The organism is Rhizobium etli 8C-3 (assembly GCF_001908375.1).
Taxonomy (GTDB): Bacteria; Pseudomonadota; Alphaproteobacteria; order Rhizobiales; family Rhizobiaceae; genus Rhizobium; species Rhizobium etli_B.
This window is the reverse complement of record NZ_CP017244.1, coordinates 56,059-80,452: the sequence shown is the minus strand read 5'-3', so window position 1 is coordinate 80,452 and position 24,394 is coordinate 56,059. Positions and strand designations below refer to the sequence as shown.

Genomic DNA, 24,394 nt, shown 5'->3' with positions numbered 1-24,394 from the left:
GGAGTTTCTATGTCGAAAAAGCGCAGGCGCTTGCGTGTTCTGGTGGCACCTTCAGGGTTCAAGGAAGGGCTCGGCGTGCGTGAAGTCGCAGACGCGATCGCGCGGGGCGTCCGCAACGCGCTTCCAAAGGCCAAGATCACACGCATGCCGATGATCGATGGCGGCGAAGGCTTTGTTCAAACCATGGTGGATCTGCTGGGAGGCGAACTGCGTCCGCTCACCGTGACAGGTCCGGTAGGGCAACCCGTCGATGCTCATATCGGCCTTCTTTCAGGGCGACGGAAACGCACCGCGGTGATTGAGATGGCTGCAGCAGCGGGATTGCGGCTCGTGCCACGGGATATGCGCGATCCTACACAAACAACCAGTTACGGTGTCGGTGAAATGATCCGCGCGGCACTTGACCTTGGAGCCGAACGCATCCTCCTCGGCTGCGGTGATTCCGGCATCAACGATGCCGGCGCCGGCATGGCTCAGGCCCTTGGCGTGCGCCTCCTGGATCGATACGGCCAACCGATTGCCGGCAATGGCGCGGCACTGCGTTGGCTTGACCGTATCGATGCTACTGATCGCGACGCTCGCCTCAAGAAGGTGAACATCGACGTCGCCGTCAATCCCTACAACATGTTGCTCGGGAAGAACGGCGTTGCACGGGTATTCGGACCGCAGAAGGGAGCGACGCCGGATCAGGTGGCAATTCTGGAACAAGGTCTTCAGAGGTTTGTCCGGGTGGTTCGGCGCGATCTTGATGTCGACGTCGAGCCGTTGAAAGGAGGCGGAGCGTCGGGAGGACTTGGTGCGGGCCTTCACGCGTTCGCCTTCGCCAGGCTACATCCCCGTTTCGACCTCATCCTTCGACACATTAAACTCGATCGGAGGCTCGCCAAAACCGACCTGGTGATGACTGCCGAAGGCGGGATTGATGGACAAACGCGGCACGGCAAGGTTCCGGCGGAGATCGCACGTCGGGCCAAACGCCACAAGCTACCGGTTCTTGCCTTGGCCGGGACCGTCGGTGCGGGCGTTGAGACGACACGGGAGATGGGAATTGATGCGGTGTTCAGCATCCTCAACCGTCCCTGTACGCTGGAAGACGCGATCCGCGAAACAGAAACGCTCCTTGCCGAAGCGGCTGAACAGACAGTGCGCCTAATGCTTGCAACACGTTTTATACTGCGATCTTGAGTCGCAACGATAATGCGCCATCAGCAAGAAGTGATATCAGCTTCTCTTCCGCGACGGCTTTCTGTCCTAGCGGCGCTCTGCCTTCCGACAACTCGATCGATCGACGTCGATCGTTTCAGGTGATGGCGTAATGGGGAGAGCCTATTGCGATTTAGGCAACGTCTTAAGGCTGTTGCAGTCGCCGATCAGTCCTCATGGAAGTCCGCAGACAGCGAGCGCTGCAGTTCATAGTCCGGCAGTCTTTCCTGATTGACTGACCGGAAGTAGAGGGTGCTGAGCAGCGCGGCGATCATCAGGATCACGACGATCAGCAGGAGATGGTCGAGGAAAAGCCAACGCAGCCAGCGGCCGCTATCGTTAAACTGCGTCATCACAGACCCCCCGATCGGCGTAGGTGGAAGACCTGGGGGTGATCGCATTAAACATCCCCGGCCCTTGCGAGATTTGAAATCCAGTGTGCAACCGAAGGCGGCCACGGTCATTGATACGCATCAAGCGTCCAACTCGGTTTCCTTTTCGACGGCGAATGCCGGCCGGGTTTGGACGGAGTTTGATCCAGCCGGGGGCATGAGGGGCGCTACGGCGCGTTCCGGCGCAGCTTTCAGCTGCCGCAAGCTTTGCGGCGAAGATCGAAGCGTCGTTCAACAATGGCATACTGACGGTCAGCCTTGCGTTCAGCAAATGGCCGGATGTCGATCTTTGATCAGCTGCCTGATGCGCAATCATCGGATTTGATATGGGCGGCCCGAGCCGAGCGCTTGGCTGCCAGCGGTCGGCTTGTTCATCGCTCTATCCAGGGTCGAACAACAAAACGTGCTCCCCCGTTCAATAGCGGGCCTGTCCCTGATCACTTCAGTGGCTGCAGAAAATGGGGAGTCTGGCAGTCTCAAGCATCGACCGCGTGACCCCGCCAAAGATCCGCTCCCGAAGGCGGGAATGGCTATAGGCTCCCATCACCAGAAGCACGGCGTCAACATCGACCGCATGCTGTTTCAAGATCTCGTCAACGGGCTTGCCGGCGCTTGAAAGGACATCAACGGCGACGGGAACGCCATGTCGTGCAAGATATGTGGCAACGTCTGCGCCGGGTTCTTCGCCGCTTGCATACGACGTTGCGACCGGATCAATCAAAGTGACGTGGACCTCGCTTGCGGCCTGCAGGGCCGGCAATGCCTGCTGGACAGCGCGGGCGACTTCCATTCGAGAGTTCCAGGCGATCAAGACCGACCGTGGCGTAAGGCTGGCTGCCTGATCTGTGGGGTTGAAAAGCAATGGCGCAGGAGACTGGAACAAGGCGCCGTCGAGAATGCGCTTGAAAAGATCTTCGTCTTGCCCCGCCTGACGCCCGACGAGCGTCAAATCCGCATAGAGTGCGCGATCGGCTACATCTTCGTCGGCCCAGGCAAATTCGGTATAGATGTCCTGGACGTCAAAAGACAGGCCGGAGGCCTTGAGCATTTCCTTGACTGTTGCGGCCTGCTTGGCAAGCTTGTCGATATCGCCCTGACGCTCTTCGAGCCATGCCGTTGAGATCACCTCGGCGTAAGAGCCGCCCGGGGGCGGCGCGGCCATCGCGATGATCACCGTCGACAGGTGCGCTTCGATTGACTGGCTGGCGGCGATCGCGTTCTTGAGATCTTCTTGGAAGTGATCGACGCCGAGTACGGCGAGAATGGTCTTGTAGCGCATATTCGTGCCTCCACGCTCTTAGCGAGCATGGCTTGACGATAGCCATTGGACAGAAAGATGCTTTGATCCGTGTCAATCTGGCGACAGCCGCCTGCCCCGGCTTGTCAGTGATGCCAGGATCCGGATGCCGTCGATCGTGAATGCCTGGACAGGCAGGTTGCATGCGGTAACCCATCCTCGCACGCAATCCTTTCCGCTGTGAAATTACACGCTGCTGTTTGATCCTTTGACCAGCATCAATGTCGCAGCCGCTCTGCTAGGCCAGAGTGCTGGCAGGGAAAGCGGAGACATGCCTCAATGGACGCGAGATCTATCCTGCTCGTGATCGCCAAAACGGCAGCCAAGATCGATGTGCAGAACGCTTTGAACTTGGCCGCGGAGGCAAATGATCACCTCGCAGTGCTGGTTGCGGCGATTGCCGATCCGCCGACCATCAGCGATTATCCGGTCGGCGAAACCTGGCTCGACAACCGCGACCAGGACTTGGCACGTATTGAATCGCAAGTGCTGCGCTGCAAGGAGCAATGCGCCTTGCTCGGGCTATCGTATGAGGTCGATAGCATCTATCCCGAGCGCGCCTGGGCGGACGCCGCCATTGCGGCGCGCGCATTGTGTTTTGATCTCGTGCTGATCGGTTCGAGCGCCTTGCTCGATCCTGAGCTGAAGCGCAGACTTATCAGCGGCGTTCTGTTTGATGCCGGACAACCGGTAATGCTTCTGCCTCATCGTCCCGCGACGTTACGCCCGAAAAAGGTTCTGCTCGCCTGGGATGGCGGTCTGCGCGCAGGGCGTGCTGTACGCGCGGCCTATGACGCCCTTGTTGCCGCAAATGAAGTCCATGTCGTGCTTGTAGACGGGCCGCATTCAAGGTTCGAGAGCGGAGACGAACCGGGCACCGGTATGGCCAACTATCTTGCCCACCACGGGATCAATGTCGTGGTCGACCGGATTGCCAGTTGCCGCCAACCGATCGCAGACGTCCTGGTTCGACACGCGACAGAGATTGGCGCGGATCTGATCGTCATGGGCGCCTACGGCCATTCGCGGTTGCGCGAGCGCATCTTCGGCGGCGTGACGAAGTCAATATCGATCAACTGACACTGCCCGTACTGATGGCGCACTGAAAGAGCCTTGAACCCTGGAGGGCGATCAAATTTGGATTGAAGAGCTGGTGCTTGTCTGTGATGCGGCCAAGGCAGTGTCGCTGCTGCAATGACGGCGGCCGAGAGCACTTGGCTGGTGAAGATCGAGACTGAGGCCTGACCCGAAACAGGACGGCCTGGACCGCTCGCTATCATCATTGGCCGGGCCATAACCGCAAGCGTCGCTTATTGATAGGTCGGAGCTGCGGCTTGCTTACGAAGTGATGTCTTCGACAACCGTGAACACCAACGGCCATCGCGCAACTTTGATTCAGGTGAGAAGGCGATCGGATTTATTGTGAATGCGTGCCGAAGCATCCACCCACTCGCGACCCGTCAAGAGGCCAAACCCCGGGTGACGCTTTGTGGAAGGGTTCGGAGAATGCCTCTGCAGGGTCGGGGATACATATCCAGGAGGGCAGTTTCATGAAAGCGATGATGCTTCAGGCTATTGGGGAGCCTCTCGTTCTCGTCGAGCGGCCAGATCCGGTGCCGGGGCGGGGCGAACTCAGGCTGAAGGTGGAGGCCTGCGCCGTTTGTCGCACGGACCTGCATGTCATCGATGGCGACCTCGCCGACCCGAAGCTGCCGCTCGTGCCGGGCCACGAGATCGTCGGGATCGTCGATGCCGTCGGTGACGGGGTGGCGGCCACGAGAGTAGGAAGCCGTGTCGGTGTGCCATGGCTCGGCCACAGCTGCGGAGTGTGCCCCTATTGCCGGTCGGCGGCTGAAAACCTTTGCGACCGGCCGCAGTTTACCGGCTATACGCGCGATGGCGGCTTTGCCACCGATGTCGTGGCCGATGCGTCCTATGCCTTTGAGCTTGATCCGAAAGGGGATCCGGTTTCGCTTGCGCCTTTGCTCTGCGCCGGACTTATCGGCTGGCGCTGCCTGAAGAAGGCCGGTGACGGCAGAAGGATCGGGCTTTACGGCTTCGGGGCGGCAGCCCATATCATTGCCCAAATATGCGTATGGCAAGGTCGTGAGGTCTTCGCCTTTACGCGTCATGGCGACGATGAGGCGCAGCGTTTTGCAATCAGTCTGGGCGCCGTGTGGGCGGGAGGTTCAGACGACAGGCCTCCGGTGCTGCTGGACGCGGCAATTATCTTTGCGCCGGTCGGCAGCCTCGTGCCGGCCGCCCTCAAGGCGGTCCGAAAGGGCGGCCGTGTCGTTTGCGGCGGCATTCACATGAGCGACATCCCGGCCATGCCCTATGCCGTTGTTTGGGGAGAGCGGGAGCTTGTTTCGGTTGCAAATCTGACCCGTGACGACGCCGCGGAATTCTTTCCGATCGCCCGGCAGGCGGCTGTGCGCACACATACGGTCTCGTATCCCCTCGAGCGGGCAAACCTCGCTCTTTCAGATCTTCGCGCCGGCCGGTTCAGCGGCGCGGCGGTCATCGTTTTCTGAAGCAAACTCAGGAGGGCTCGAAGAACCTTGATCTTCATCAAAGCGTGAAATGCGCGAGGGATGAATATTTGCGTCAAGCGCCGCGAGGATCATCCGGACGACCAGCACCGTCGTCCTTGCCGCACCGGACATGACGAGAGCGACCAAGAGACACTCCAGGGAGAACTGATTTGGAACCGGCCGCATCGACCATCCGCAACGCTCATTCAATGACTGTCCCGGATGTCGCTGCTGCGCTCGGCGTTGATCCGGCCCGCGGACTTGACGATCAGGAGGCCGAGCTTCGACTGCGGCAATTCGGTGCGAATGCCCTCACGACGAAAAAGCGCCTGTCGGATGTTCGCCTGCTGCTGCGCCAATTCGCCAGCCCGGTCATGCTGTTGCTCGCCGGTGCGACTGCACTTTCGCTTGCATTCGGCGAGTATCAGCAAGCTGTGGCCATAGCTGCAGTGCTGTTTATCAATTCGGCGATCGGCTATTTCACAGAGCGCAGGGCGGTGCGCTCGCTGGAGGCTCTAAGGCGACTTGGAAAACGCAGCGCGCGGGTGCGTCGATCAGGACATGTGCAGCAGATCGCGGCGGAGAAACTGGTTCCGGGAGACATGGTCCTTCTTGATGCAGGCGACGTCGTCGCAGCCGACATGCGGTGCGCGAGTTCCGCCACCTTGAGAATCGACGAGTCGGCTTTGACCGGTGAATCCGTGCCTGTCGGCAAGGGGATCGAACCGAACTTAACCCTTGCAGGTTTGCACGAGCGCAGCGCCGTTCTCTTTAAAGGCACACATATCGTCAGCGGAGGTGGCGAGGGTATCGTGACGGGTACCGGTCTCGCCACGGAACTTGGCCGCATCACACAGCTGGTCGACGAGGCCAGCGGCGGAGGCTCTCCTCTTGAGCGCCAGCTTTCGTTTCTGTCGCGGCAACTCATATGGATTACGCTGGTACTTGCCGCGGCTATTTCCGCAGCCGGGCTCTCTGCGGGAAGACCGGTCTTCTTGATGGTTGAAACGGCGATTGCGCTTGCCGTAGCCGCCATCCCCGAGGGTCTGCCCATCGTGGCGACGCTGACATTGGCACGCGGCATGCTGCGCATGGCACGGCACAACGCACTGGTCGAAAACCTGGCAGCCGTAGAGACGCTCGGTTCGACGACCGTCATCATGACCGACAAGACCGGCACACTGACTGAAAATCGCATGGAGGTTGAGCAAATTCTGACACCTTCGGGTGATTTTTCCATTGCCCATGGTCTGGCCTCCATCGTGAAGGGAGGCGCCATCGTCGATCCCTCTGCCGATCCGGAGCTCATGCAGGCACTGCTGATCGGCGTTTTGTGTTCAAACGCCGAATACGACCGCCGTGCCTATTCCGGGACCGGTGATCCGATGGAGATCGCCCTCCTTCGCGCGGGAAGTTTCGCAGGGCTCGATCGCAAGCAAGAGATTGCGACGTTTCCCGAAGTGGCCGAGCATCCCTTCGATACCGCTACCAGGCGCATGGCAACCATACACAGGACCGGCGATCATCATTTTGCTGCCGTAAAAGGTGCTCCCGAAGAAGTGCTGGCGGCGGCAGACCGGATCGGCATCAAGATGGAGCCATTTGACGAGGCCGAACGGACGACATGGCTGCGTCGCGGTGAAGAACTTGCTGCAAGGGGGCTCAGGGTCCTGGCGGTTGCTGTTCATCCGCGTGCGATAAAGGATCAGCCGGTTCCGGATGGATTGGTCTTCTACGGCCTCGTTGCTTTTCGCGACCCGCCGCGAGGCGACATACCGGAAACGATCGCCGCTTTGCGAAGGGCAGGCATCCGCGTCGTCATGGCAACCGGCGATCACCCGAGTACCGCGCTTGGGATTTCGCAAGCGATTGGCCTGACCGAGCCGGGAGCACTGGTGATGACCGGAGCAGAACTGTCCCGGCTGCTTAACGCCTCGGCGGCCGAGCGTCAGGAGATCGTTCTGATAAATGCCTTTCAGCGCGAAGGCGAAGTGGTCGCCATGACGGGAGACGGGGTCAATGATGCGCCGGCTCTCAGCAAGGCGGATATCGGCGTCGCCATGGGCCAACGTGGAACAGATGTGGCCCGAGAGGCTGCGGACATGGTCTTGCTCGACGACGCCTTTTCAACCATCGTGCATGCCGTTCGCGAGGGACGGGTCATCTTCGCCAATATCCGCAGGTTCTCCGCATACCTGCTCTCGTGCAATCTGGCAGAAGTGCTCGTTGTCGGTATTGCCGTCTTCACGGGACTTCCACTGGCGCTGCTGCCGCTACAAATTCTATTCCTGAACTTTGTCACGGATGTCTTTCCGGCCTTTGCGCTTGCAGCCGGCGAAGGCGAAGGCGACGTACTCGACCGACCCCCGCGCCAACCGAACGAAGCGATCCTCACGAAGGCGCAATGGCTCTCTGTCGCAGTCTATGGAGCGGCAATTTCAGGCGCCACGCTTTTGGCATTGATTTCTTCGATACACATTCTTGGCCTGGCAGCCGAACAGGCAACGACGGTTTCCTTCGTCACCATCGCGCTTGCCCAGCTGTGGCACACGTTCAACATGCGTGAGAGCGGAACTGGTCTTTGGTATAATTCGGTAATCCAAAACCGCTTTGTCTGGTATGCCACCGCACTTTGCCTTGTGCTGTTGCTTGCGGGGATCAACGTGCCGTTACTGTCGGAAATGCTGGAAATTGCGTCGATAGGAATGAATGGTTGGGCGCTTGCCCTCGGCTGCAGCCTGCTGCCGCTTATTGCAGGGCAGCTCTGGCTTGCGTCGGGCACTCGACGACCGGCCATCGGTTCCCATCTCAAGGTGAAGCTGAACGAGCAGCCCTGACGGGACAACGGGCGATGGCAGCGTTGATCTTCATCAATGCGGGTAGATCCGGGCCTGCTTTGATATTCTTTTGCGCACTTCATCAAGTGCCCGGAACTCTTCGCGACTGTCAACCGGCTGCGCAACCTGGATGAACGGCCAAGAAACGGAGATAGCAATGGGTCTCGACGATCAGCGGGAGGCAATCGCCTTCCTAAGCGACCCGAAATCGTACGGCCTCGACGTGCCCGTTGAGGTCATCGAGACGCATATCTCGCGGATTTTTCTGGCAGGTCCGCGCGCCTACAAAATGAAGAAGGCGGTGAAACTTCCTTATGTCGATTTCTCGACCGCAGCCCTGCGTTTGAATGCCTGTCATAAGGAGGTGGAGCTGAACAGATTGACGGCGCCCGGCCTCTATCTCGGCGTCAAGAACCTCTCAAGGGACAAAAACGGGGCCGTCTGTTTCGCAAAAGACGGCACGTGCATTGACGCCGTCGTCGAAATGATCCGCTTTGACCAGGATCTCCTATTTGACAGGCTTGCGGCTGCCGACAAGCTGACCGGCGATCTGATGACGTCGACAGCGCGAATGATCGTTCGTTACCATCAAGATGCGATTGTCAGGCAAAGCATGGATGGTGTGGTCGAGATGGAGGCGGTCCTCGCCGTCAACAGGGCGGGGTTTGCGACCAGCACGCTGTTTACCGAACACGAGGTGGTCGAGCTTGACCGGCTTTTTCGAAGCGCACTTGAGCGGCATGCGGATCGATTGCGAACGCGAGGTGCGACCGGACGGATAAGGCGATGCCATGGCGATCTGCATCTGCGCAATATTTGCCTTCTCGACGGCGAGCCGCGCCTGTTCGATTGCATCGAATTCAATGATGCAATCGCCACCGTCGACGTCCTTTACGACCTTGCCTTTCTGCTCATGGACCTTTGGCACCGGGGCCATCGTCATCATGCCAATCTGGTTGCCAACCGCTATTTCGACGAGTCCGACAATGAGGATGGCTTTACGCTTTTGCCTTTCTTCCTTGCGGTCCGCGCTGCCGTCAGAGCTCACGTGACGGCAACGCAGGCGGAAACTGCAAAGGCAAATATCGACGTGCTGCGCGCCGAAGCGCAATCCTATTTCGAGTTGGCGAAGGAGCTGCTTGAAGCACAGCCTCCACGGCTGATCGCAATCGGCGGATTGAGTGGCTCTGGCAAGACAACGGTGGCGGAACGCCTTGCTCCCCACATCGGCGCGGCGCCTGGCGCGCGCATTATCGAAAGCGATCGCCTGCGCAAAGCCATGCACGGCGTTCCTGCAGAAACGCGCCTTCCGAAGGCGGCCTACCGCCGGGAGGTGTCCAAGCGCGTATATACGGAAATGGTCCTGAGGGCGGACGCCATTCTTTCCGACGGCGGATCCGTCGTGGCCGATGCCGTCTTCGACGATGCCGACCATCGCCAGGCAATAGAGACGCCCGCGCGTCGGCGAAGCATAAGGTTCAGCGGGTTCTGGCTCGATGCTGAACCCAGCCTATTGTGGAAACGCGTGGAGGACCGGAGAGGCGGTCCCTCGGATGCGAGGCTCGAGGTCCTTATGATGCAGCTCTCACGCCGCCTTGATGACCTTGCATGGCGCAAGATCGATGCCTCCAGGAGCGCTGATCTCATCTGCGACGAGATCCTTGCGGGATCGATGTCCGGTGAGCCGGCCACAGTAGTCTGAAATCTCCGAACCGATGTTGCGGGTTCGACCACCAGAGAGCTCAGCTTTGATCGAAATGCAGCTTTCCGCGTATCCGACAAAGGAGCGAGGAAAGGGCGATGCTAACAGAGATCGAAGCAAAGGCGGGGCCAGCCGGATTCCAGTTCCCCAACATCTCGTTGCTCAATCGATCGCGGCCGCCGACCACATTGCAACGACAGTGTTGCGGCACCATGCGGCCATCGTCTTGGAGATCCCGTCGAGGAAAATTTCCCATAAATCGGGCCTTGGTGGCGTCGCCTTGAATCTCACGGGCGCGGCCGAGGTGCGTCGGGCCGCACGTCAAATGAAAGCAGCGGCAACGACTCCAGGTTTTGCCGACCAGATCGACGGATATGTCCTCCAGCCGATGGTCAAGGTCGCTAATGGTCTCGAACTTCTTGCAGGACTTTCGACTGATGCCGCATTCGGGGCGGCCGTCGTATCGGGGCTGACGAGATTGCGGCTGTGCAGAGAGTGAGATCGCCATGGCCCTGCTGCCCCTTGATGACGGCCGGGCAGACGATCTGATCAAAGCCACCTGCATCGACCGGCTGTTGCAAGGCTTTCCGTCACATCCCGGCCGCAGATCGTGACGCCTTCAAGAAAGTGCTTCTTGCGCTGTCGCAGATGGCGGTCGATACTCCGTTCGTTCGTGCTGTTGATATCAATCTGCTGGGCCGGATCTCGAACAATCATCGTCCTCGGGCCGCAATCGAGAGCGATCCGTCTTGATTGCGGGAACCTGCGCCAAGCCGAAACCTGGTGATCAGGCAGCTGGCGACCTCATCTTGCCATGCGGGACTGAAACAGGTGCGCATCGGGATTGACGATCCACATGCGGCAGGAGGTGAACCATACGGGATGCAAGCACAGGAGGCCTCAAACGGCTTCCATTTGCCAATCCGCCTTGAGCGAGATCAAGGACGAACAGAAAGAGATATCGTTAGCTCAACCAATAGAAAAACCGAGGAGGCAGCACATGACCAGTCTGCAGATGCCACTTCCATTTTTGCAATTCAGCCCCTTCGGCGCTGCCGTTCTGGCAGGCACGAAGTTTCAAGCGGAGTTTGCTGGCGCGGCGCTTCGATATCAGATCGAGGGCCTCTCATTCTTGCTCGATCGCATTGGCAAGGACGTCACATTCGTCGGTGCCCTCACAAACCCGCAGGCCGCACGTGAAGCATCGGACCTTATCAATGATTTCTCAGCACAAATGATCACGGACTACGCGCGCGAAACCAGCCGCATCTTTGCCGTTGCGGCAAAGATTGCAGATGAGACAGCGACGATCGCCCACGGCGAGGCCTTGCGAACGATCGAGGACATCGCCGCCAGTTCGGTCGCTCCCTGAAGCCCCGCAAAGGATCGTCCGTGCCGCAAGGGCGCTGGTTGAGGAGCCGTTCTTTCGGCTGATCGGGATTGGAGCCTTTCGGCGTCTTGCTGTTCAGTTGACGGTCCCCATCACCGGAGCAAACGCACGGGACTCTCACCGCCAGGTCATCGGCAGGATGCCGGCCAAACGGCGCTCTCACCCCACCCTCCATAACCGGTGTACAAACGAGAAAAGCCAGGGCGGGGCCCGGGTTGGTGGACGGAGCGATCTTGATCTTGGCCAACGTCATTTGCGCAAGATCAACGCGAGGAGAGCCCGCCGGGTAGACATTGCAGCCTGCAGCTGAGATGAGGAGATTCGTCATGAGAGTACAATTCCACCTGCCTTTGCTCACCTATCCAGACCCGAGCTCCTTTGCCTTGATCCAGAATGGAATCGACTTTGCACGGCACCAGGACGCGCAGCTTCATGTCAGCGTGTTCGAGGTCAAGATACCGAGGGTGTCTCCGCCATTTCCGCCGGTGATCGATGTCGGAAAAATGAGCGCTGACGCAGAACGCTCCAGCCGCAAATGTGCTGCGGCATTGATCGAAACCGTCCGAGATTATGCTGATAAGGCCGACCAGGCAGTGGCGATTTCATCATTTGAGGCCCCGGAGCCGCTCATCGGCGACAGAATTGCCGAGATCTCGCGTATCTACAACCTTTCGATCATGGAAACCTCGCCACTAGCCAGTTCTGTCATCGAACGCGTTTTATTCGAGAGCGGGAGACCCCTCCTGTTGCTGCCGACGGACAATTGTTGCGGACGAATAGATACGGTCGCAGTCGCCTGGGACGGCAGCGCCACATTGGCGCGGGCGTTGACCGGGGCCCGCGTGTTCTTGGACAAGGCGTCCAGAGCTGTGCTCATCTCGATTACGGACGACAAGGCGATTGACGCCGATCTTCGCGATCGCTTTGCAGCAGTCATCCGCGGTGCCGGACTTGCTATCGAGATCGTCGATGCGCAATCACAAGGGGACCCCGTAGCCACCAAAATTCAATCCGTTGCCGCTCAATCGCGGGCAGACTTGCTGATCACCGGAGGCTTTGGCCATTCGAGACTCCGCGAACTCATACTGGGGGGCGTGACACGATCGCTGCTTAACGGCCTCGAAGTACCGGTTCTCCTATGCCATTAGACCTTGGGCCTGCGCCATGAAAACTGGCCGTCAAAACAGAAGGGGATAGCGTCGGTTGCTCTATCCGCTGACATCGCTGAGCCTTGGCTTACAGGAGATCTTTGCCGCCAAGCCCCACGAACTCGATGCGAAAGCCTTGAGCGCGCGCGTTTTTGATGAATCGATCCGCGCTCAAGACGTCGACGATGATGCTGCCACCGAGACAATGACCGAGAGGTTCGCTGAGTTCCTTACGAACCCAGGCATCGGCGCGGAGCGAGCGGAGTGAAATTTCCCATCGATCGACGGCTATCCTGTCGAGCGTAAGGTCGCAGTCGCAGTGATGCGGCACGGGACATCCTGCCGCGGCCAGCAATGCCTCGCCAGTCCGTGAGCAACTTGGATCGATGGTCATTGGTGCGCTCCCTTGCTGTCATGATGTCCGGAGCCTGGCCGCAAGTCGGCCTCCATTTTATCTCGACGCATCGCGAATTGCATCGAGTTCGTCGGCCTGCTCCTGCGCGCTCTTCAGCAATTCCTCAGCATATTTTTCGGCCGAGGAGATATCGGATCCACTCAGCTTGGCATCGCGGCACTTACGGTCGACGGCATGCCGCAGTGCTTCCACCAAGGCAGATCGCTCTTGCGGATCGTGAAAGCGAAGAAGACGCGTGAGCGCCGTCACTGCGACGAGCTCGAGGATCATCATCCGCCCCTCGATTTCGCCGAGCGAGGGAATTGCCTTACCGGGTTCACCTCCAAGGCTGTCGCGTTTTGCCCTGAGCATGGTCTGATCCTTTGTAAGAGACAGTCGTGCATTCTGCGAAACCCCGCTCGAGCCGCATTGATCCGTATCAACGGGAGAAGAAATCATGCCACGTGGCCGTAAAACCGGTTTTCAGCGAACGCACCAAGGATAAGCGGGATCGAACCGCTAGAGGGTGCGGGGCCAAGGCCAAACCGAGGCGCCTTTGCCGATGACCTTAATCGCGGAAGAACCACGGGATTCCAAAGGAGACCACCTTGCGCCCAGGCATGCAAAAGACGTCCAGACACGCAGATCATCTTCATGCAATTGCGAAGCGGCAACGATCGGCCGACGGATTACCGCTTGCGGCAGACTCGTGAACCTCACGCTCAATCATCATCCCACCTGTATACGAATGCCTTTGGCGCCGTTGAGCAGCCGCCTCAGATGATAACTGGCGAGCGGATCATCGGAGTGCGTGCCAACCAGCGCGGCGAAAGCCGACATGGCGGCGGCGCAATCATGCTCGAGCTTGGTAAAGGCTGTCATATACTGCTCCGTGACCGGCGCATGGAACTGCGTAGCCGACAAGGGCTCGTGGGCGCGCAAGGGCTCGCTGCGTCCGCGCAGGACAAGATCGCCGATCGGTCGCCCACTGAATTTCCTTGCCCCGCTCGCGACACTGTCGCTGACGCAAATCCGCGTACCCAGCGTCTTGTTCGCCGCTTCTAGCCTCGCGGCGATGTTGATTGTGTCGCCGTAGGCGGTGAAATCGAAGAAGCGATCACCGCCGAAGTTGCCGACCAGTGCGGGGCCTGCGTGAACGCCGATACGAGTGGTCCCGAAGTCAACGCCTTTCTGTTTCCAGCGCTCGCGAAACGCTTCTGCCCGTTGGTCGAGCGCTTGTGCGCAGGCGATTGCGCGGGTCGCATAGTCGGCCTGGTCGCCAGGTGCATTGAACAGCACCTGAATGGCATCTCCGATCACTTTGGCCACCGTTCCTTCGTGCGCGAAGACGACATCCGTCAGACCGCCGACATACTCGTTAAGCAACTCCGCCAGCACCCCGGGGACGGCTGTCTCGACGAACGAGGTAAAGCCCGTGATGTCCGTGAAGATAACGGCGATGTCGCGCCAGCGTACCTGCATGTCATCGTCATCACCGCCGACGGCAAGGCGCTTGGCAAGTTCGGGCGAAAAATATCGCAACAACGACGCATGCGCGCGCTCCGCTTCCGCCTGGCGGCGGCGTGCCTCGCGCAAGACCTCGACGTGACGGATGGTCTTCAGGATCGTCGCTTCCAGATCGGCGAAATCGATCGGTTTGGTTAGGAAGTCGAATGCACCGCGATTCATCGCGGTGCGTATATTACTCATATCACTGTAGGCCGAGACGATGATGGCCGACTTCTTGTCCTCTCGCTCCTGCAATTTTTCCAACAGTGAGAGGCCATCCATGCGCGGCATGTTGATGTCCATGACCACAAGATCGACATGGGGATGCTGCTCGATCGCCTGAAGCGCATCAACACCGTCATGCGCAAACAGGAAACTGATGCCTCCGTCGCGAACCTGCTTTCGGAATTTACGCAGAATAAGCGTCTCCAGGTCTGGCTCGTCATCGACCACGAGAACGGTTGTAGTCATGTGGCCGGTCCCAGTCTCGTCTCGACGACCTGGCGTAACTGGTCGAAGTCGATCGGCTTGGTCAGCAGGCCCTCCGCGCCTCTATCCAGCGCAGTCCTTCGTGTCTCGGCATCTCCATAGGCAGTGATCATGATGACAGGAACATCCGGCTTTCGTGCGCGCATTTCCGGCAGCATGTCGAGACCATTCATCCCGGGCATGTTAATGTCGGAGAAAATCAAAATCAGCGTTTGCTCGCCAGTGTCGGCAACGCGCCTCAGAGCCTGCGCTGCCGAGGCGGCAAAATCCATCTCGAAGCGCCGGGCGCGAAGATCGCGGCGGAACTGCTGGCGGAACAAGACTTCGACGTCCGCTTCGTCATCCACCACGAGAACCAATAGAGTCATGGCTCCTTCTCCGATTGTGCGAAACATTGCTTTCGCGGCAGCAAGATGGTGAACTCGGTAAACGCACCGGGCTCGGTGTCGACATCGATCCTGCCGCCGTGCTGCTTCACGATGATGTCGTGGCTCATGGAGAGCCCGAGGCCGGTGCCTTCGCCAGGCGGCTTGGTCGTGAAGAATGGATTGAATATCTTTTCCTTGACCTCTGGCGGAATGCCTACTCCGTTGTCGCGGATTCGGATTTCGACGTGTTCGCCACGGTTGCGTGTGCTGACGCTGAGTTCGGGTTCAACGCCGAGCCTGTTATCGCCGCTTCGCTTGGCTGTGGCATAGAAGCCATTGGATATCAGGTTCAGCAGCACGCGTGTGATCTCCTGCGGGAACATGTCAGCGACGCCGGCGTCGGGATCGAGCTCGCGTCTGAGGGTCATGTTGAACTGCGGCTTCTCAGCGCGCACGCCGTGATAAGCGAGGTTGAGGCTCTCTTCGACCAGTGCATTCACGTCCGTCCGCCGGTGTTCGCCGCCGCCTCCGCGCGAATGCAAGAGCATGTTCTTGACGATGGAATCGGCTCTCTTGCCGTGCTGCACAATCTTTTGCAGATTGTCCTTCAACAGGCCGCGTACTTCGTTGAGTTCGTCGCGAATATCGTGCGGGAGCGCGATCAGCGCCAGCGCTTCATTCAACTCATCCGTCAATTCGACTGACAGGGCCGCGAAATTGTTGACGAAGTTGAGTGGATTCTTGATCTCGTGCGCGATACCGGCAGTAAGCTGACCGAGCGAGGCCAGTTTTTCGGTCTGCACCAGTCGGTCCTGTGCAGCGCGCAGATCGTCGAGAGACTTGGCGAGCAGCGTGGTTCGCGCTTGGACATCTTTGAACAGCCGGGCGTTCTCGATCGCGATTACGGCCTGATCGGCGAACGTGTTGAGAAGGCTGATCTGGCTATCGCTGAAGGTCCCCGGCTCGGCGCGCGAAACACCAATCGTGCCGATAGCGATGCCCTCGCGAAGCATGGGCACCACGATAATGCTTCGGTATCCCCTGACGCGCGCCATCTCCTTGACGGCTTGAGGGACGCCGGGTTCGGTTTCGATATCGGAGCGGAACGCCATGGCCGAGTTCATTGCGGCCCGGCTGTGAATCCCCGACGATGTCAGCGGAGCAGGAAATGAAGCCTGGATCTCCTCGTGGCTTGCCCGGCTTCCCGCCGTGCATGCCGCCAGATGAAGCATGCCATCTACGACGCGCGTCACCAGCGCCGTTTGACCGCCGAGCAGCCGCCGCGAACTCTCGGAAATGACGTCGAAAACCAGTTGCACGTCGGTTCGCGACATGGATATGACGTTGAGAATTTGCGCAGTGACGGTCTGGCGTTCCAGCGCAATCGCCAGCTCCGATTGCAGATTGACATTCTCAGCCACCGCGGAGCGCAGTTGCCGCTCAAGCTCGTCCGTTCTGCGCCTCCTTTCGATGCTCATGGCTGATCATTCACAGTCGCGCGCAGTGCTTGATAGCGGCCTTGGGATAGCTGCAGGCTCACCGCCTTTAACGGCTGGCCCCCAGAGCACGCTCTCGGGCGGCATTGCCAGAGAAAGGCCGTTCGTCCTGCAACCGCGGTAGACAAGATCAATGACCTCGTTTTTGGCCGGCAGCCGGCTCGCCGGGCTCGCCACCCAGAACTGCAGCTCGACCTCGATCGCCATCGCATCGATCGCTTTGAGCGCGATGGCCGGCGGCGGAAACTTAACGATTCGCTCGCAGTTCTGCAGAATACCCAGCATGACCTCTTCAACGACGCATGGCGCGTGGGTGGCGGCAATGTGGACGGCAAACGCAATCCAGTGCGTTTCGTCAGGACGGCTGAGATTAGTCACCCCTTGCTTCGCCAGGACGCTGTTGGGTACCACCACCACATTGTGCGCGCTGGTCAGCAGATTCGTCGAGCGCCAGTTGGTTTCGGCGACGCGCCCTTCCGTGCCATCGCTGAGCCGGATCCAGTCGCCAATGACATAGGCCCGCCCGAGCGTGAGCGCGATCCCCGAAAAGAGGTCGGCAAGCGTATTCTGCAGCGCCAGGCCGATGATGACGGCGACCACGCCCGAGGTAGCAACCAAAGGGGCTATTGGTGCTCCGAAGACGAAGCCGATGATCGACAGCGCCACGCCGAGATAAACGACGGCGACGACCAGATCCTGCAGGAGATGTGCCTCCCGCGGCTTGCGGTTGAGGCCGATATAGATGTGTACGAAGCCGATGACCGTCCAGGCAAGATGGGTCCACCAGAGGATCCTCGCGGATTTGGCAATCAAGACGCCGGCGCCCTGGAGCTCGGCCTGGTCGAGCCTGTAAGGCGAAATTCTGCCCAGCCCGAGCACCAGGCTCATCGTGGCGAAGAACAGAATTTGCACGATCAGGCGCCCGGTCGGACGGCTACGCCCCTGAATGTGCCATACGAGAATGCCGGCAATCCCCAGAATATTGATCAGGACGAGCGGCAGGAAATGGTCTTCGCCGAACATGGCCGAGCTCACCAGCGGTAATTTTTTAACGATTGGGAAAGGGGCCAAATGCCGCAGACGGCCGTTGGCCCTTTCGCCTATTTGTTGATCGGGAACGTCAGTTCCTTTTCGCCGCTGTCGACGACGAAAACAGCCAGCAGCCTGGCAGGCTTGGTCTTGCTGTCATTTTCGCTGACACCATGGCGATCGCCCGGCATTTCGGAGAAGCTTTCGCCCGCCTTGTAGACCTTGACGGGACCGTCGTTGACCTGGCTGCGGATCGCCCCTTCCAGCACCGTCGCATAAATGAAGGCCGAGTTGGGATGCGTGTGGGCCGAGGAGAAGCCTCCGGGACCGTATTCGACAAGAACGCCTTTCATGCTCTTGCCCGTAACATTCGGCAATTCGTGTTCGTAAACCAGCGTGACCTTAGCATCCTTGCTACCGGCATCGCCGGCAGCGGCGGCAGCGGACAAGAGAGCCGTCATGGTAAAGGCAGTGAGGATTAACTTGATCATAGCGAAACTCCATTCGTGAGGTCGGAAGGTGCGCCGCCTCATGCGGCGCATCGGTTTTCGGTCATTTCCGCGCCGAGGTTTCAAACCACTGCTCGAAGGTAATGCGACCGATACGGGGATTGTTGTCGGAGACGAGCGAGCCGTCCTCCAGCTTGGTGCCGAAATAGTGGGATTGCGGATCGGCGACGACCTTGCGGGGGTCGCCCATCGCCTTCAGGTAACGGGCGACGAAATCGCAAAGCCGGGCACGCTCCGGGCCTGAAATCTCGATGATGCCGTTCACCGGCGCCGCAAGGGCCGCATCCGCCACGAAATCTGCGACGTCATCGGCGGCAATCGGCTGCATAAAGCCCGTCGACAGGCGGGTCGTATCGCCGACGGTGCCCGACTGGGCGATGCCGCCGAGGAATTCCATGAACTGCGTCGAGTGGACGATCGTATAGGGAATGCCGGCATCCCTGATGATCTTTTCCTGAGCGACCTTGGCGCGCATGTAGCCGCTGTCGGGCAGGCGATCAACGCCGATGATAGAAAGCGCGATGTGGTGCTTTACGCCGGCGGCCTTTTCCGCCGCCGCCAGATTGCGCCCCGATGTCTCAAAGAATTCGAGCACAGCCTTGTCCTCGAAGGACGGCGAGTTTGCGAGGTCGATAACGACCGAGGCCCCGGCGAGCGCCTCGGCGAGCCCTTCGCCGGTGATCGTGTTGACGCCGGTGTTCGGAGCGGCGGCAATAACTTCATGGCCTTGCTTGCGAATGCGGTCGGCTGTCTTTGAACCGATCAGGCCGGTTCCGCCAATGATGACGATTTTCATGAGCTTCTCCATACGCGGCCGCTCGGCGCGCCGCTGTTGTTCGTTTTCGAAGGTGGTCACCTTGGTCCAGGCTGGCCTTTCGAAGCCGTGGATCTGTCGGCAGAGCCGCACGCTGAACCAATAAGCGGTCAGTAGTCCCAGAAGATCGGAACCCAGCGAAACGCATCGCCGTCGATTGCCACCCGGCCAACGGACGGGAACGGCAGGTGAGTGGCGACAAGCTGTTCGCCAGTCCGCGCCAGCTCCGTCAGAAGTCGGACGCGAACGCGTGCCGCCTCCTCGGGATCGTGCTCGAAACCGTTGAACCAGTCGGGGTGATCGAAGCCGACCGCAAAAACGGCATCGCCAGCAAATGTCAGCCGGTCGCCGCCGGATGCCAGACGAACGACGCTGTGTCCGGGCGTATGGCCACCTGTGCGCTGGACGACCACGCCTGGTGCCACCTCATGTTGCTCATCGAACTGCCGCAGATGGCTGCGGTATTCTGCCATGAACCGCTTGGCGGTTGCCTTAAGAGCGTCCGGGAATCCCTGCGGCATGTGGACGTGGGTAAAGTCGGGCGCTTCCCAAAACGTGACTTCGGTGGCTGCCACGTGAATCTGCAGATCCGGCCGCAGCCGGTCCTTCACACCTTCGACGAGGAGACCGCCGATATGGTCCATGTGCAAATGGGTAAGCACAATATCGGTCACAGACCCAAGATCAATGCCGGCCGAGTCCAATCGCCTGACCAACTGGCCAGCCCGGGGGAGGTTCAAATTCGGATCCAGTCCAAGCCCTGCGTCGATCAGGATGGTCCGATCGCCGCTACGCACCAAGGCGACGTTGAGCGACCAGTCGAAGGCATCCGCTGGCAAGAACATCTCGCCCAGCCAGGCCGCCCGGACGGCTGGATCAGCGTTATGCCCCAGCATTTCAGTAGGCAGCGGTAGCACCCCATCGCTGACCACCAGAACGTCAATCTCGCCGACCTGCACCGCGTAGCGCGACGGGACCAACTCGTCGGGTCCTCTTCTACCGAGTTGTGAGTTGTTGTCCAAGCTCATGTTGGTCTCCTGGTTAGCAATCGAACGGGGTTTTGTTTCTGTCTGCGGCATGATGCGCTCCTGTTTTCGCGTGATTGAAACGTGTCGGTTACAAAGCCACGGCGCGAATTTATGTTGAGGCACGTTTGGCGGTCGATCCTGCCAAGGAAGAGGAATGGCCATACGTGAGGATAGGGTTGCCTATGCCGCAGCGGAGATTTAGTGAAGTGGCTGGCATGAAGGAGCAGACGCGTTGCATTGGACCTTTTGGGGCGGATTCATCCGCCCGACGCGTTCGCGTCTGCTCGGCGATCAAGCGGCGCGCTTGTGGTCTGCCGGATGCTGCAGTCGAAAGCCGATCGCAAGCCGGTTCCAGGCATTGATCATGGCGATGCCGATAGAGAGGACCAGGAGTTCGTCTTCCGAAAAGACGCTGTGGGCAACTTCATAATCTGCATCGCGCGCACGGCTCTCGGCGATATTGGTCAGCGACTCGGCCCAGGCGAGTGCTGCGCGCTCACGGTCGCTGTAGAGCTGCGATTCACGCCAGGCGCTCAGAAGAAGCATACGCTCTTCCGTCTCGCCCTGCTTCAGCGCGTCCTGACGATGCATGTGCAGGCAATGGACACAGCCGTTGATCTGCGACACGCGCACCTTGACGAGCTCCATTAGTTTGGGATCGAAGCTCTTGGCAATCCAGGCCTCGACGGCGACGAGGCCATCGATGCCGTCATTCTTCCTAGCCAATATGTTCAAACGTCTGGTCATCCTGCTCTCCGTGGATTGGTTGCGATCGGGTCGAAGCCACGCGGGTCGCCCGGATCACCAACTATCCACGGCAGCGCGGATCATCCATCTGGCCGGAAGGCGCTCCGGTTAACATCTGATGGAGCTGAGCCTTGCCGATCGATCATGTTTCTCACCCGTTTGGGCCACCTCCTCCTATACTTCGGCAGTGGACGGGCCCGTCCCACGTAGGATGGTTTGCGACCGCAAACCCGAGCATTCTCCCGGCACAAGCAACCGCGGCGTTAGGAGAAAGCAGATGCTCAGTATTATCAAGACCTTGGCGCTTGGCGCCGCGATCGCAACGCTGACTGTCGCAAGCGCGCAGTCCCAAGATGACGATCTCAAGCCGACAATCGTTCTCGTTCATGGCGCCTTTGCCGAATCGTCGAGCTGGGATGCTGTGATCGCCCGCCTGACCAAGGATGGCTACGTGGCGATCGCGGCAGCCAACCCGCTTCGCAGCGTCGCGTCCGATGCGGCATCTGTCGCGGCGGTCGTTCGCGCCATCCACGGACCGGTGGTTCTGGTCGGCCACTCCTATGGCGGACCGGTCATCACCGAAGCCGCAAACGGCAATCCGAACGTGAAGGCCCTGGTCTATGTCGCGGGTTTCATGCCGGATACCGGCGAATCCAGCCTCACCCTGTCCGGCAAATTCCCGGGCAGTACGCTTGCCAGTGCGCTCGCACCCGTGATGCTGCCCGATGGCACGCAGGACCTCTACATCCAGCCATCCTAATTTCATCTCCAGTTCGCTGCCGACGTTTCAGATGACAAGGCGGCGCTGATGGCTTCGGCGCAGCGTCCGGTCGCCCAGGCCGCGCTCGTCGAGCCCTCCGGCGCCGCCTCTTGGAAGCTGCTGCCCTCCTACATGATCTACGGGTCTGCCGACCGCAACATTCCGCCAGCAGTCATGCAATTCATGGCCGAGCGGGCACACGCCGCAAAGACCGTCGTGGTCGATGGGGCCTCGCACGCGCTCATGGTCTCCCGTTCCGGCGAAGTCGCCGCTCTTATCGAAGAAGCGGCATCCGCCCGGTGAACGGCCGCATTGTCCGTCCGCAGAAGTTCCCCCCAAAACGAAACTGCGGGCCCGGTTCCTGAAGTCGCTCGGCCGGCGTCGGCTTTCAGGACTGATTCAACCAACGACCAGCCGAAAATGGGATCGCCCGCAAAAGGTCACGTGCTGGCGTCTGGTCGCCCGCCGGCACAAACGCCCTGGTCGTTCGATGCGATCAGCTGAACTTCCCCACAGTCCACAGATGCTTTCGGCCCATATTTTCCGGGCCGGCAGTCTCCATCCTCGTTCGCATTTCAATCATCGTGAAGGATAAAACATGCAGGACATTTCAGAACCACCAGCTGTCGGCGTCTCACGCCGCGACGCCCTGCTCGGCAGCCTCACCGCCGGTATTGCAGCGGGCTTGCCCGCAGTTGCCGCCGCAAAGACTCCAATGCAGCCTCTCCCCGCCACCATCAATCACGGAAAGCAAGCCATGAGCACGATCACCACCAAGGACGGCACAGAAATCTATTACAAGGACTGGGGCACCGGACCGGTCGTCACCTTCTCGCACGGCTGGCCGCTGAACTCCGATGCGTGGGACGGTCAGATGCTCTTCCTCGCCCAGCACGGCTTCCGCGTCGTGGCGCACGATCGCCGCGGCCATGGACGCTCCAGCCAGCCGACGTCGGAAAACGACATGAACGGATACGCCGACGATCTGGCGGCCGTTATCGAGGCGCTGGACCTCAGGGACGCAACACTGGTCGGTCACTCCACCGGCGGCGGCGAGGTCGCCCGCTATATCGGCCGGCACGGTACGAAGCGCGTTGCCAAGGCCGTCCTCATCGCCGCCGTGCCGCCGGTCATGGTGAAATCGGCGACGAATCCGGAAGGCCTGCCGATCGAGGCGTTCGACGCGATTCGCGCTGGCCTCGTCAAGGATCGCTCGCAATTTTACCGTGACCTTGCCCTTCAATTCTACGGCGCCAATCGACCCGGCTCGAATGTTTCCCAGGGCACGCTCGACCAATTCTGGCTCTGGAGCATGCAGGCGGGTCTCCTGAACGCCTATGAATGCGTCAAGGCATTCTCAGAAACCGACTTCACCGAAGATCTGAAGAAGTTCGATGTGCCGACACTCGTCCTGCACGGGGAGGACGACCAGATCGTGCCGGTCAAGGATTCCGCCGTCAAGTCTGCCCGGCTGATCAAGGGTGCCAAGGACATCTACTATCCCCGCCGCACGGCATTACCGCCACGCATCAGGACCAGGTCAACGCCGACCTGCTCGCCTTCCTCAAGGCCTGATCCAGGCGGGATGCGGAGCAGACCGCCGTGCTTCGCATCCTGTCCGTGCTTGGCGCGGCAAGTCGCGCCATTTCCATTCCCGCCCTTTCCATCGTCGCCGTTTTGTAGGAGATCCAACATGCCGAAGACCTGGCTCATAACCGGCAGCGCCAGCGGGATCGGCCGTAGTACGGCCGAACTCGTGCTCGCGCGCGGCGACAACCTTGTCGCGACCGCCCGTAACGTCAACCGCCTCCTCGACCTTGCGCGCCGCTACGGCAAGCAGGTAGCCCTCATTGAACTCGATGTGACGGACATGTCGGCATCGCGCGGCGCAGTCGCAACCGCGATGGAACGTTCGGATACCTCGACGTGCTGCTGAACAACGCCGGCTATGCGCATCTCAGCCCTTTCGAACAGGTCTCTGAAGATGATTTCAAGGCGGAGATCGACACCAATTTCTACGGCGTGGTCAACCTGACGCGCGCAGCACTGCCCGTAATGCGCCAGCAGAAATCAGGACATATCATCAACATTTCGTCCAGCTCGGCGCGCTTCGGCAGTCCCGGTTCCACCGCCTATGGTGCCGCCAAATGGGCGGTGAGCGGTTTCACCGCTTCGCTCGCCAAGGAGGTCAAGCCGTTCGGCGTCAAGGCCATCGCCGTCGAGCCAGGCAGCATCCGCACGAATTGGACACGGGTCGCCCGCGCTCATGTCCCGCCGCTGCTGCCGGAATACGAATCGACCATCGGCGCGATCATGAAGATGACGGAGGGCTATGCCGGCACCGAGCCCGGCGACCCCGACAAGGTGGCCGCCGTCATCTTCGATCTTTCCCGCCGGGACGATCTGCCGGAAGAGCTCGTCCTCGGAAGCGACGCGCTGGCGCGAATTGCCCAGAACGACGTGGTCCGATCGAGGGCCGCGCTCCAGTGGAACGAGGTCAGCCGGTCGACGGACTTCAACGAGGATTCCACGTCCTTGCGGCTTTTGGACTGAGACCGGAACCATCCAAGCGGATGTCGGATACTGTCGAGGATTGACAGTTTTCCACCAGGGGCGGCCAAGCGACGGCATCGCCGCCAGTACATGGATTTCCATAAGTTGCGGCCGTGCAGCGGCGCGAATAGTGTACGAAACGGGATCGCTGACGCTGCTATCGAGACTAGCCATTCGATATGCTGGCGCCGCCCA

General features: G+C 59.9%; 20 protein-coding genes and 3 pseudogenes. 11 read left to right on the top strand and 12 right to left on the bottom strand.

Annotated elements, in window-relative coordinates:
• The first annotated feature begins 9 nt into the window (after nucleotides 1–9).
• On the top strand, nucleotides 10–1,185 hold the full coding sequence (locus tag AM571_RS25195) for a glycerate kinase (protein WP_074063800.1): 1,176 nt from the start codon (nucleotides 10–12) through the stop codon (nucleotides 1,183–1,185).
• Nucleotides 1,186–1,370: 185 nt separating this feature from the next.
• Here the strand turns inward: AM571_RS25195 and AM571_RS25190 are convergent, their stop codons facing one another.
• Nucleotides 1,371–1,556, bottom strand: a complete 186-nt coding sequence (locus AM571_RS25190; protein WP_074063799.1) for a hypothetical protein — start codon at nucleotides 1,554–1,556, stop codon at nucleotides 1,371–1,373.
• A gap of 481 nt (nucleotides 1,557–2,037) precedes the next feature.
• Nucleotides 2,038–2,874: a universal stress protein gene (locus tag AM571_RS25180; protein WP_074063797.1), complete on the bottom strand. Its 837-nt coding sequence runs from the start codon at nucleotides 2,872–2,874 to the stop codon at nucleotides 2,038–2,040.
• 297 nt (nucleotides 2,875–3,171) lie between these two features.
• Here AM571_RS25180 and AM571_RS25175 point away from each other — a divergent pair, with 297 nt between their 5' ends.
• The 7 genes from AM571_RS25175 (at nucleotide 3,172) to AM571_RS25140 (ending at nucleotide 12,503) form a co-directional block, all read left to right on the top strand.
• On the top strand, nucleotides 3,172–3,972 hold the full coding sequence (locus tag AM571_RS25175) for a universal stress protein (protein ID WP_081377205.1): 801 nt from the start codon (nucleotides 3,172–3,174) through the stop codon (nucleotides 3,970–3,972).
• A 470-nt stretch (nucleotides 3,973–4,442) separates the two neighbouring features.
• On the top strand, nucleotides 4,443–5,426 hold the full coding sequence (locus AM571_RS25170) for a zinc-dependent alcohol dehydrogenase family protein (RefSeq protein ID WP_074063796.1): 984 nt from the start codon (nucleotides 4,443–4,445) through the stop codon (nucleotides 5,424–5,426).
• Between the two features lie 170 nt (nucleotides 5,427–5,596).
• Nucleotides 5,597–8,263: a cation-translocating P-type ATPase gene (locus AM571_RS25160; protein WP_155774536.1), complete on the top strand. Its 2,667-nt coding sequence runs from the start codon at nucleotides 5,597–5,599 to the stop codon at nucleotides 8,261–8,263.
• A gap of 157 nt (nucleotides 8,264–8,420) precedes the next feature.
• Nucleotides 8,421–9,965 carry an AAA family ATPase gene (locus AM571_RS25155; protein ID WP_074063794.1) on the top strand — a complete coding sequence of 515 codons (1,545 nt, stop codon included), beginning with the start codon at nucleotides 8,421–8,423 and terminating at the stop codon, nucleotides 9,963–9,965.
• Between the two features lie 55 nt (nucleotides 9,966–10,020).
• Nucleotides 10,021–10,464, top strand: coding sequence for an acetate--CoA ligase family protein (locus tag AM571_RS25150; protein WP_237358671.1), 444 nt, complete (start codon nucleotides 10,021–10,023; stop codon nucleotides 10,462–10,464).
• Nucleotides 10,465–10,965: 501 nt separating this feature from the next.
• A complete protein-coding gene (locus tag AM571_RS25145) occupies nucleotides 10,966–11,337 on the top strand; it encodes a hypothetical protein (protein ID WP_074063792.1) in 372 nt (123 codons plus the stop codon).
• A gap of 344 nt (nucleotides 11,338–11,681) precedes the next feature.
• Nucleotides 11,682–12,503: a universal stress protein gene (locus AM571_RS25140; protein ID WP_074063791.1), complete on the top strand. Its 822-nt coding sequence runs from the start codon at nucleotides 11,682–11,684 to the stop codon at nucleotides 12,501–12,503.
• A gap of 88 nt (nucleotides 12,504–12,591) precedes the next feature.
• Here the strand turns inward: AM571_RS25140 and AM571_RS25135 are convergent, their stop codons facing one another.
• From AM571_RS25135 to AM571_RS25090, 10 genes are all read right to left on the bottom strand, one after another.
• A complete protein-coding gene (locus tag AM571_RS25135; RefSeq protein ID WP_074063790.1) occupies nucleotides 12,592–12,897 on the bottom strand; it encodes a hypothetical protein in 306 nt (101 codons plus the stop codon).
• A 57-nt stretch (nucleotides 12,898–12,954) separates the two neighbouring features.
• Nucleotides 12,955–13,269, bottom strand: coding sequence for a hypothetical protein (locus AM571_RS25130; RefSeq protein WP_074065562.1), 315 nt, complete (start codon nucleotides 13,267–13,269; stop codon nucleotides 12,955–12,957).
• Between the two features lie 357 nt (nucleotides 13,270–13,626).
• Nucleotides 13,627–14,877, bottom strand: coding sequence for an adenylate/guanylate cyclase domain-containing protein (locus AM571_RS25125; RefSeq protein ID WP_074063789.1), 1,251 nt, complete (start codon nucleotides 14,875–14,877; stop codon nucleotides 13,627–13,629).
• Nucleotides 14,874–15,263, bottom strand: a complete 390-nt coding sequence (locus AM571_RS25120) for a response regulator (protein ID WP_074063788.1) — start codon at nucleotides 15,261–15,263, stop codon at nucleotides 14,874–14,876. The genes AM571_RS25125 and AM571_RS25120 overlap by 4 nt, the downstream gene beginning before the upstream one ends.
• Nucleotides 15,260–16,741 carry a sensor histidine kinase gene (locus tag AM571_RS25115; protein ID WP_074063787.1) on the bottom strand — a complete coding sequence of 494 codons (1,482 nt, stop codon included), beginning with the start codon at nucleotides 16,739–16,741 and terminating at the stop codon, nucleotides 15,260–15,262. The genes AM571_RS25120 and AM571_RS25115 overlap by 4 nt, the downstream gene beginning before the upstream one ends.
• 6 nt (nucleotides 16,742–16,747) lie before the next feature.
• The gene (locus AM571_RS25110) at nucleotides 16,748–17,782 is read right to left on the bottom strand and encodes a mechanosensitive ion channel family protein (protein WP_074063786.1); all 1,035 of its coding nucleotides are present in this window, start codon (nucleotides 17,780–17,782) and stop codon (nucleotides 16,748–16,750) included.
• Between the two features lie 77 nt (nucleotides 17,783–17,859).
• Nucleotides 17,860–18,279, bottom strand: a complete 420-nt coding sequence (locus AM571_RS25105) for a cupin domain-containing protein (RefSeq protein WP_074063785.1) — start codon at nucleotides 18,277–18,279, stop codon at nucleotides 17,860–17,862.
• Nucleotides 18,280–18,340: 61 nt separating this feature from the next.
• Nucleotides 18,341–19,093: an SDR family oxidoreductase gene (locus AM571_RS25100; RefSeq protein WP_074065561.1), complete on the bottom strand. Its 753-nt coding sequence runs from the start codon at nucleotides 19,091–19,093 to the stop codon at nucleotides 18,341–18,343.
• A gap of 128 nt (nucleotides 19,094–19,221) precedes the next feature.
• Complete coding sequence (locus AM571_RS25095; protein WP_074063784.1) at nucleotides 19,222–20,190, bottom strand: MBL fold metallo-hydrolase; 969 nt, start codon at nucleotides 20,188–20,190, stop codon at nucleotides 19,222–19,224.
• A 240-nt stretch (nucleotides 20,191–20,430) separates the two neighbouring features.
• Nucleotides 20,431–20,886, bottom strand: coding sequence for a carboxymuconolactone decarboxylase family protein (locus AM571_RS25090; protein ID WP_074063783.1), 456 nt, complete (start codon nucleotides 20,884–20,886; stop codon nucleotides 20,431–20,433).
• Between the two features lie 286 nt (nucleotides 20,887–21,172).
• Here AM571_RS25090 and AM571_RS25085 point away from each other — a divergent pair.
• The 3 pseudogenes from AM571_RS25085 (at nucleotide 21,173) to AM571_RS38510 (ending at nucleotide 24,199) form a co-directional block, all read left to right on the top strand.
• Nucleotides 21,173–21,949: pseudogene (locus AM571_RS25085) on the top strand (alpha/beta fold hydrolase).
• A 454-nt stretch (nucleotides 21,950–22,403) separates the two neighbouring features.
• Nucleotides 22,404–23,221 (top strand): annotated as a pseudogene (locus AM571_RS25080) (alpha/beta fold hydrolase).
• A 10-nt stretch (nucleotides 23,222–23,231) separates the two neighbouring features.
• A pseudogene (locus AM571_RS38510) lies at nucleotides 23,232–24,199 on the top strand (SDR family NAD(P)-dependent oxidoreductase).
• Nucleotides 24,200–24,394 lie beyond the last annotated feature (195 nt).

What these genes read in the sequence shown, in the direction of transcription:
- AM571_RS25115 (WP_074063787.1), bottom strand. Translation starts at nt 16,741, where the DNA reads ATGAGCATCGAAAGGAGGCGCAGAACGGACGAGCTTGAGCGGCAACTG.
- AM571_RS25095 (WP_074063784.1), bottom strand. Translation starts at nt 20,190, where the DNA reads ATGCCGCAGACAGAAACAAAACCCCGTTCGATTGCTAACCAGGAGACC.
- AM571_RS25090 (WP_074063783.1), bottom strand. Translation starts at nt 20,886, where the DNA reads ATGACCAGACGTTTGAACATATTGGCTAGGAAGAATGACGGCATCGAT.
- AM571_RS25180 (WP_074063797.1), bottom strand. Translation starts at nt 2,874, where the DNA reads ATGCGCTACAAGACCATTCTCGCCGTACTCGGCGTCGATCACTTCCAA.
- AM571_RS25105 (WP_074063785.1), bottom strand. Translation starts at nt 18,279, where the DNA reads ATGATCAAGTTAATCCTCACTGCCTTTACCATGACGGCTCTCTTGTCC.
- AM571_RS25120 (WP_074063788.1), bottom strand. Translation starts at nt 15,263, where the DNA reads ATGACTCTATTGGTTCTCGTGGTGGATGACGAAGCGGACGTCGAAGTC.
- AM571_RS25195 (WP_074063800.1), top strand. Translation starts at nt 10, where the DNA reads ATGTCGAAAAAGCGCAGGCGCTTGCGTGTTCTGGTGGCACCTTCAGGG.
- AM571_RS25110 (WP_074063786.1), bottom strand. Translation starts at nt 17,782, where the DNA reads ATGTTCGGCGAAGACCATTTCCTGCCGCTCGTCCTGATCAATATTCTG.
- AM571_RS25125 (WP_074063789.1), bottom strand. Translation starts at nt 14,877, where the DNA reads ATGACTACAACCGTTCTCGTGGTCGATGACGAGCCAGACCTGGAGACG.
- AM571_RS25150 (WP_237358671.1), top strand. Translation starts at nt 10,021, where the DNA reads ATGCAGCTTTCCGCGTATCCGACAAAGGAGCGAGGAAAGGGCGATGCT.
- AM571_RS25145 (WP_074063792.1), top strand. Translation starts at nt 10,966, where the DNA reads ATGACCAGTCTGCAGATGCCACTTCCATTTTTGCAATTCAGCCCCTTC.
- AM571_RS25170 (WP_074063796.1), top strand. Translation starts at nt 4,443, where the DNA reads ATGAAAGCGATGATGCTTCAGGCTATTGGGGAGCCTCTCGTTCTCGTC.
- AM571_RS25130 (WP_074065562.1), bottom strand. Translation starts at nt 13,269, where the DNA reads ATGCTCAGGGCAAAACGCGACAGCCTTGGAGGTGAACCCGGTAAGGCA.
- AM571_RS25190 (WP_074063799.1), bottom strand. Translation starts at nt 1,556, where the DNA reads ATGACGCAGTTTAACGATAGCGGCCGCTGGCTGCGTTGGCTTTTCCTC.
- AM571_RS25175 (WP_081377205.1), top strand. Translation starts at nt 3,172, where the DNA reads ATGGACGCGAGATCTATCCTGCTCGTGATCGCCAAAACGGCAGCCAAG.
- AM571_RS25135 (WP_074063790.1), bottom strand. Translation starts at nt 12,897, where the DNA reads ATGACCATCGATCCAAGTTGCTCACGGACTGGCGAGGCATTGCTGGCC.
- AM571_RS25140 (WP_074063791.1), top strand. Translation starts at nt 11,682, where the DNA reads ATGAGAGTACAATTCCACCTGCCTTTGCTCACCTATCCAGACCCGAGC.
- AM571_RS25100 (WP_074065561.1), bottom strand. Translation starts at nt 19,093, where the DNA reads ATGAAAATCGTCATCATTGGCGGAACCGGCCTGATCGGTTCAAAGACA.
- AM571_RS25155 (WP_074063794.1), top strand. Translation starts at nt 8,421, where the DNA reads ATGGGTCTCGACGATCAGCGGGAGGCAATCGCCTTCCTAAGCGACCCG.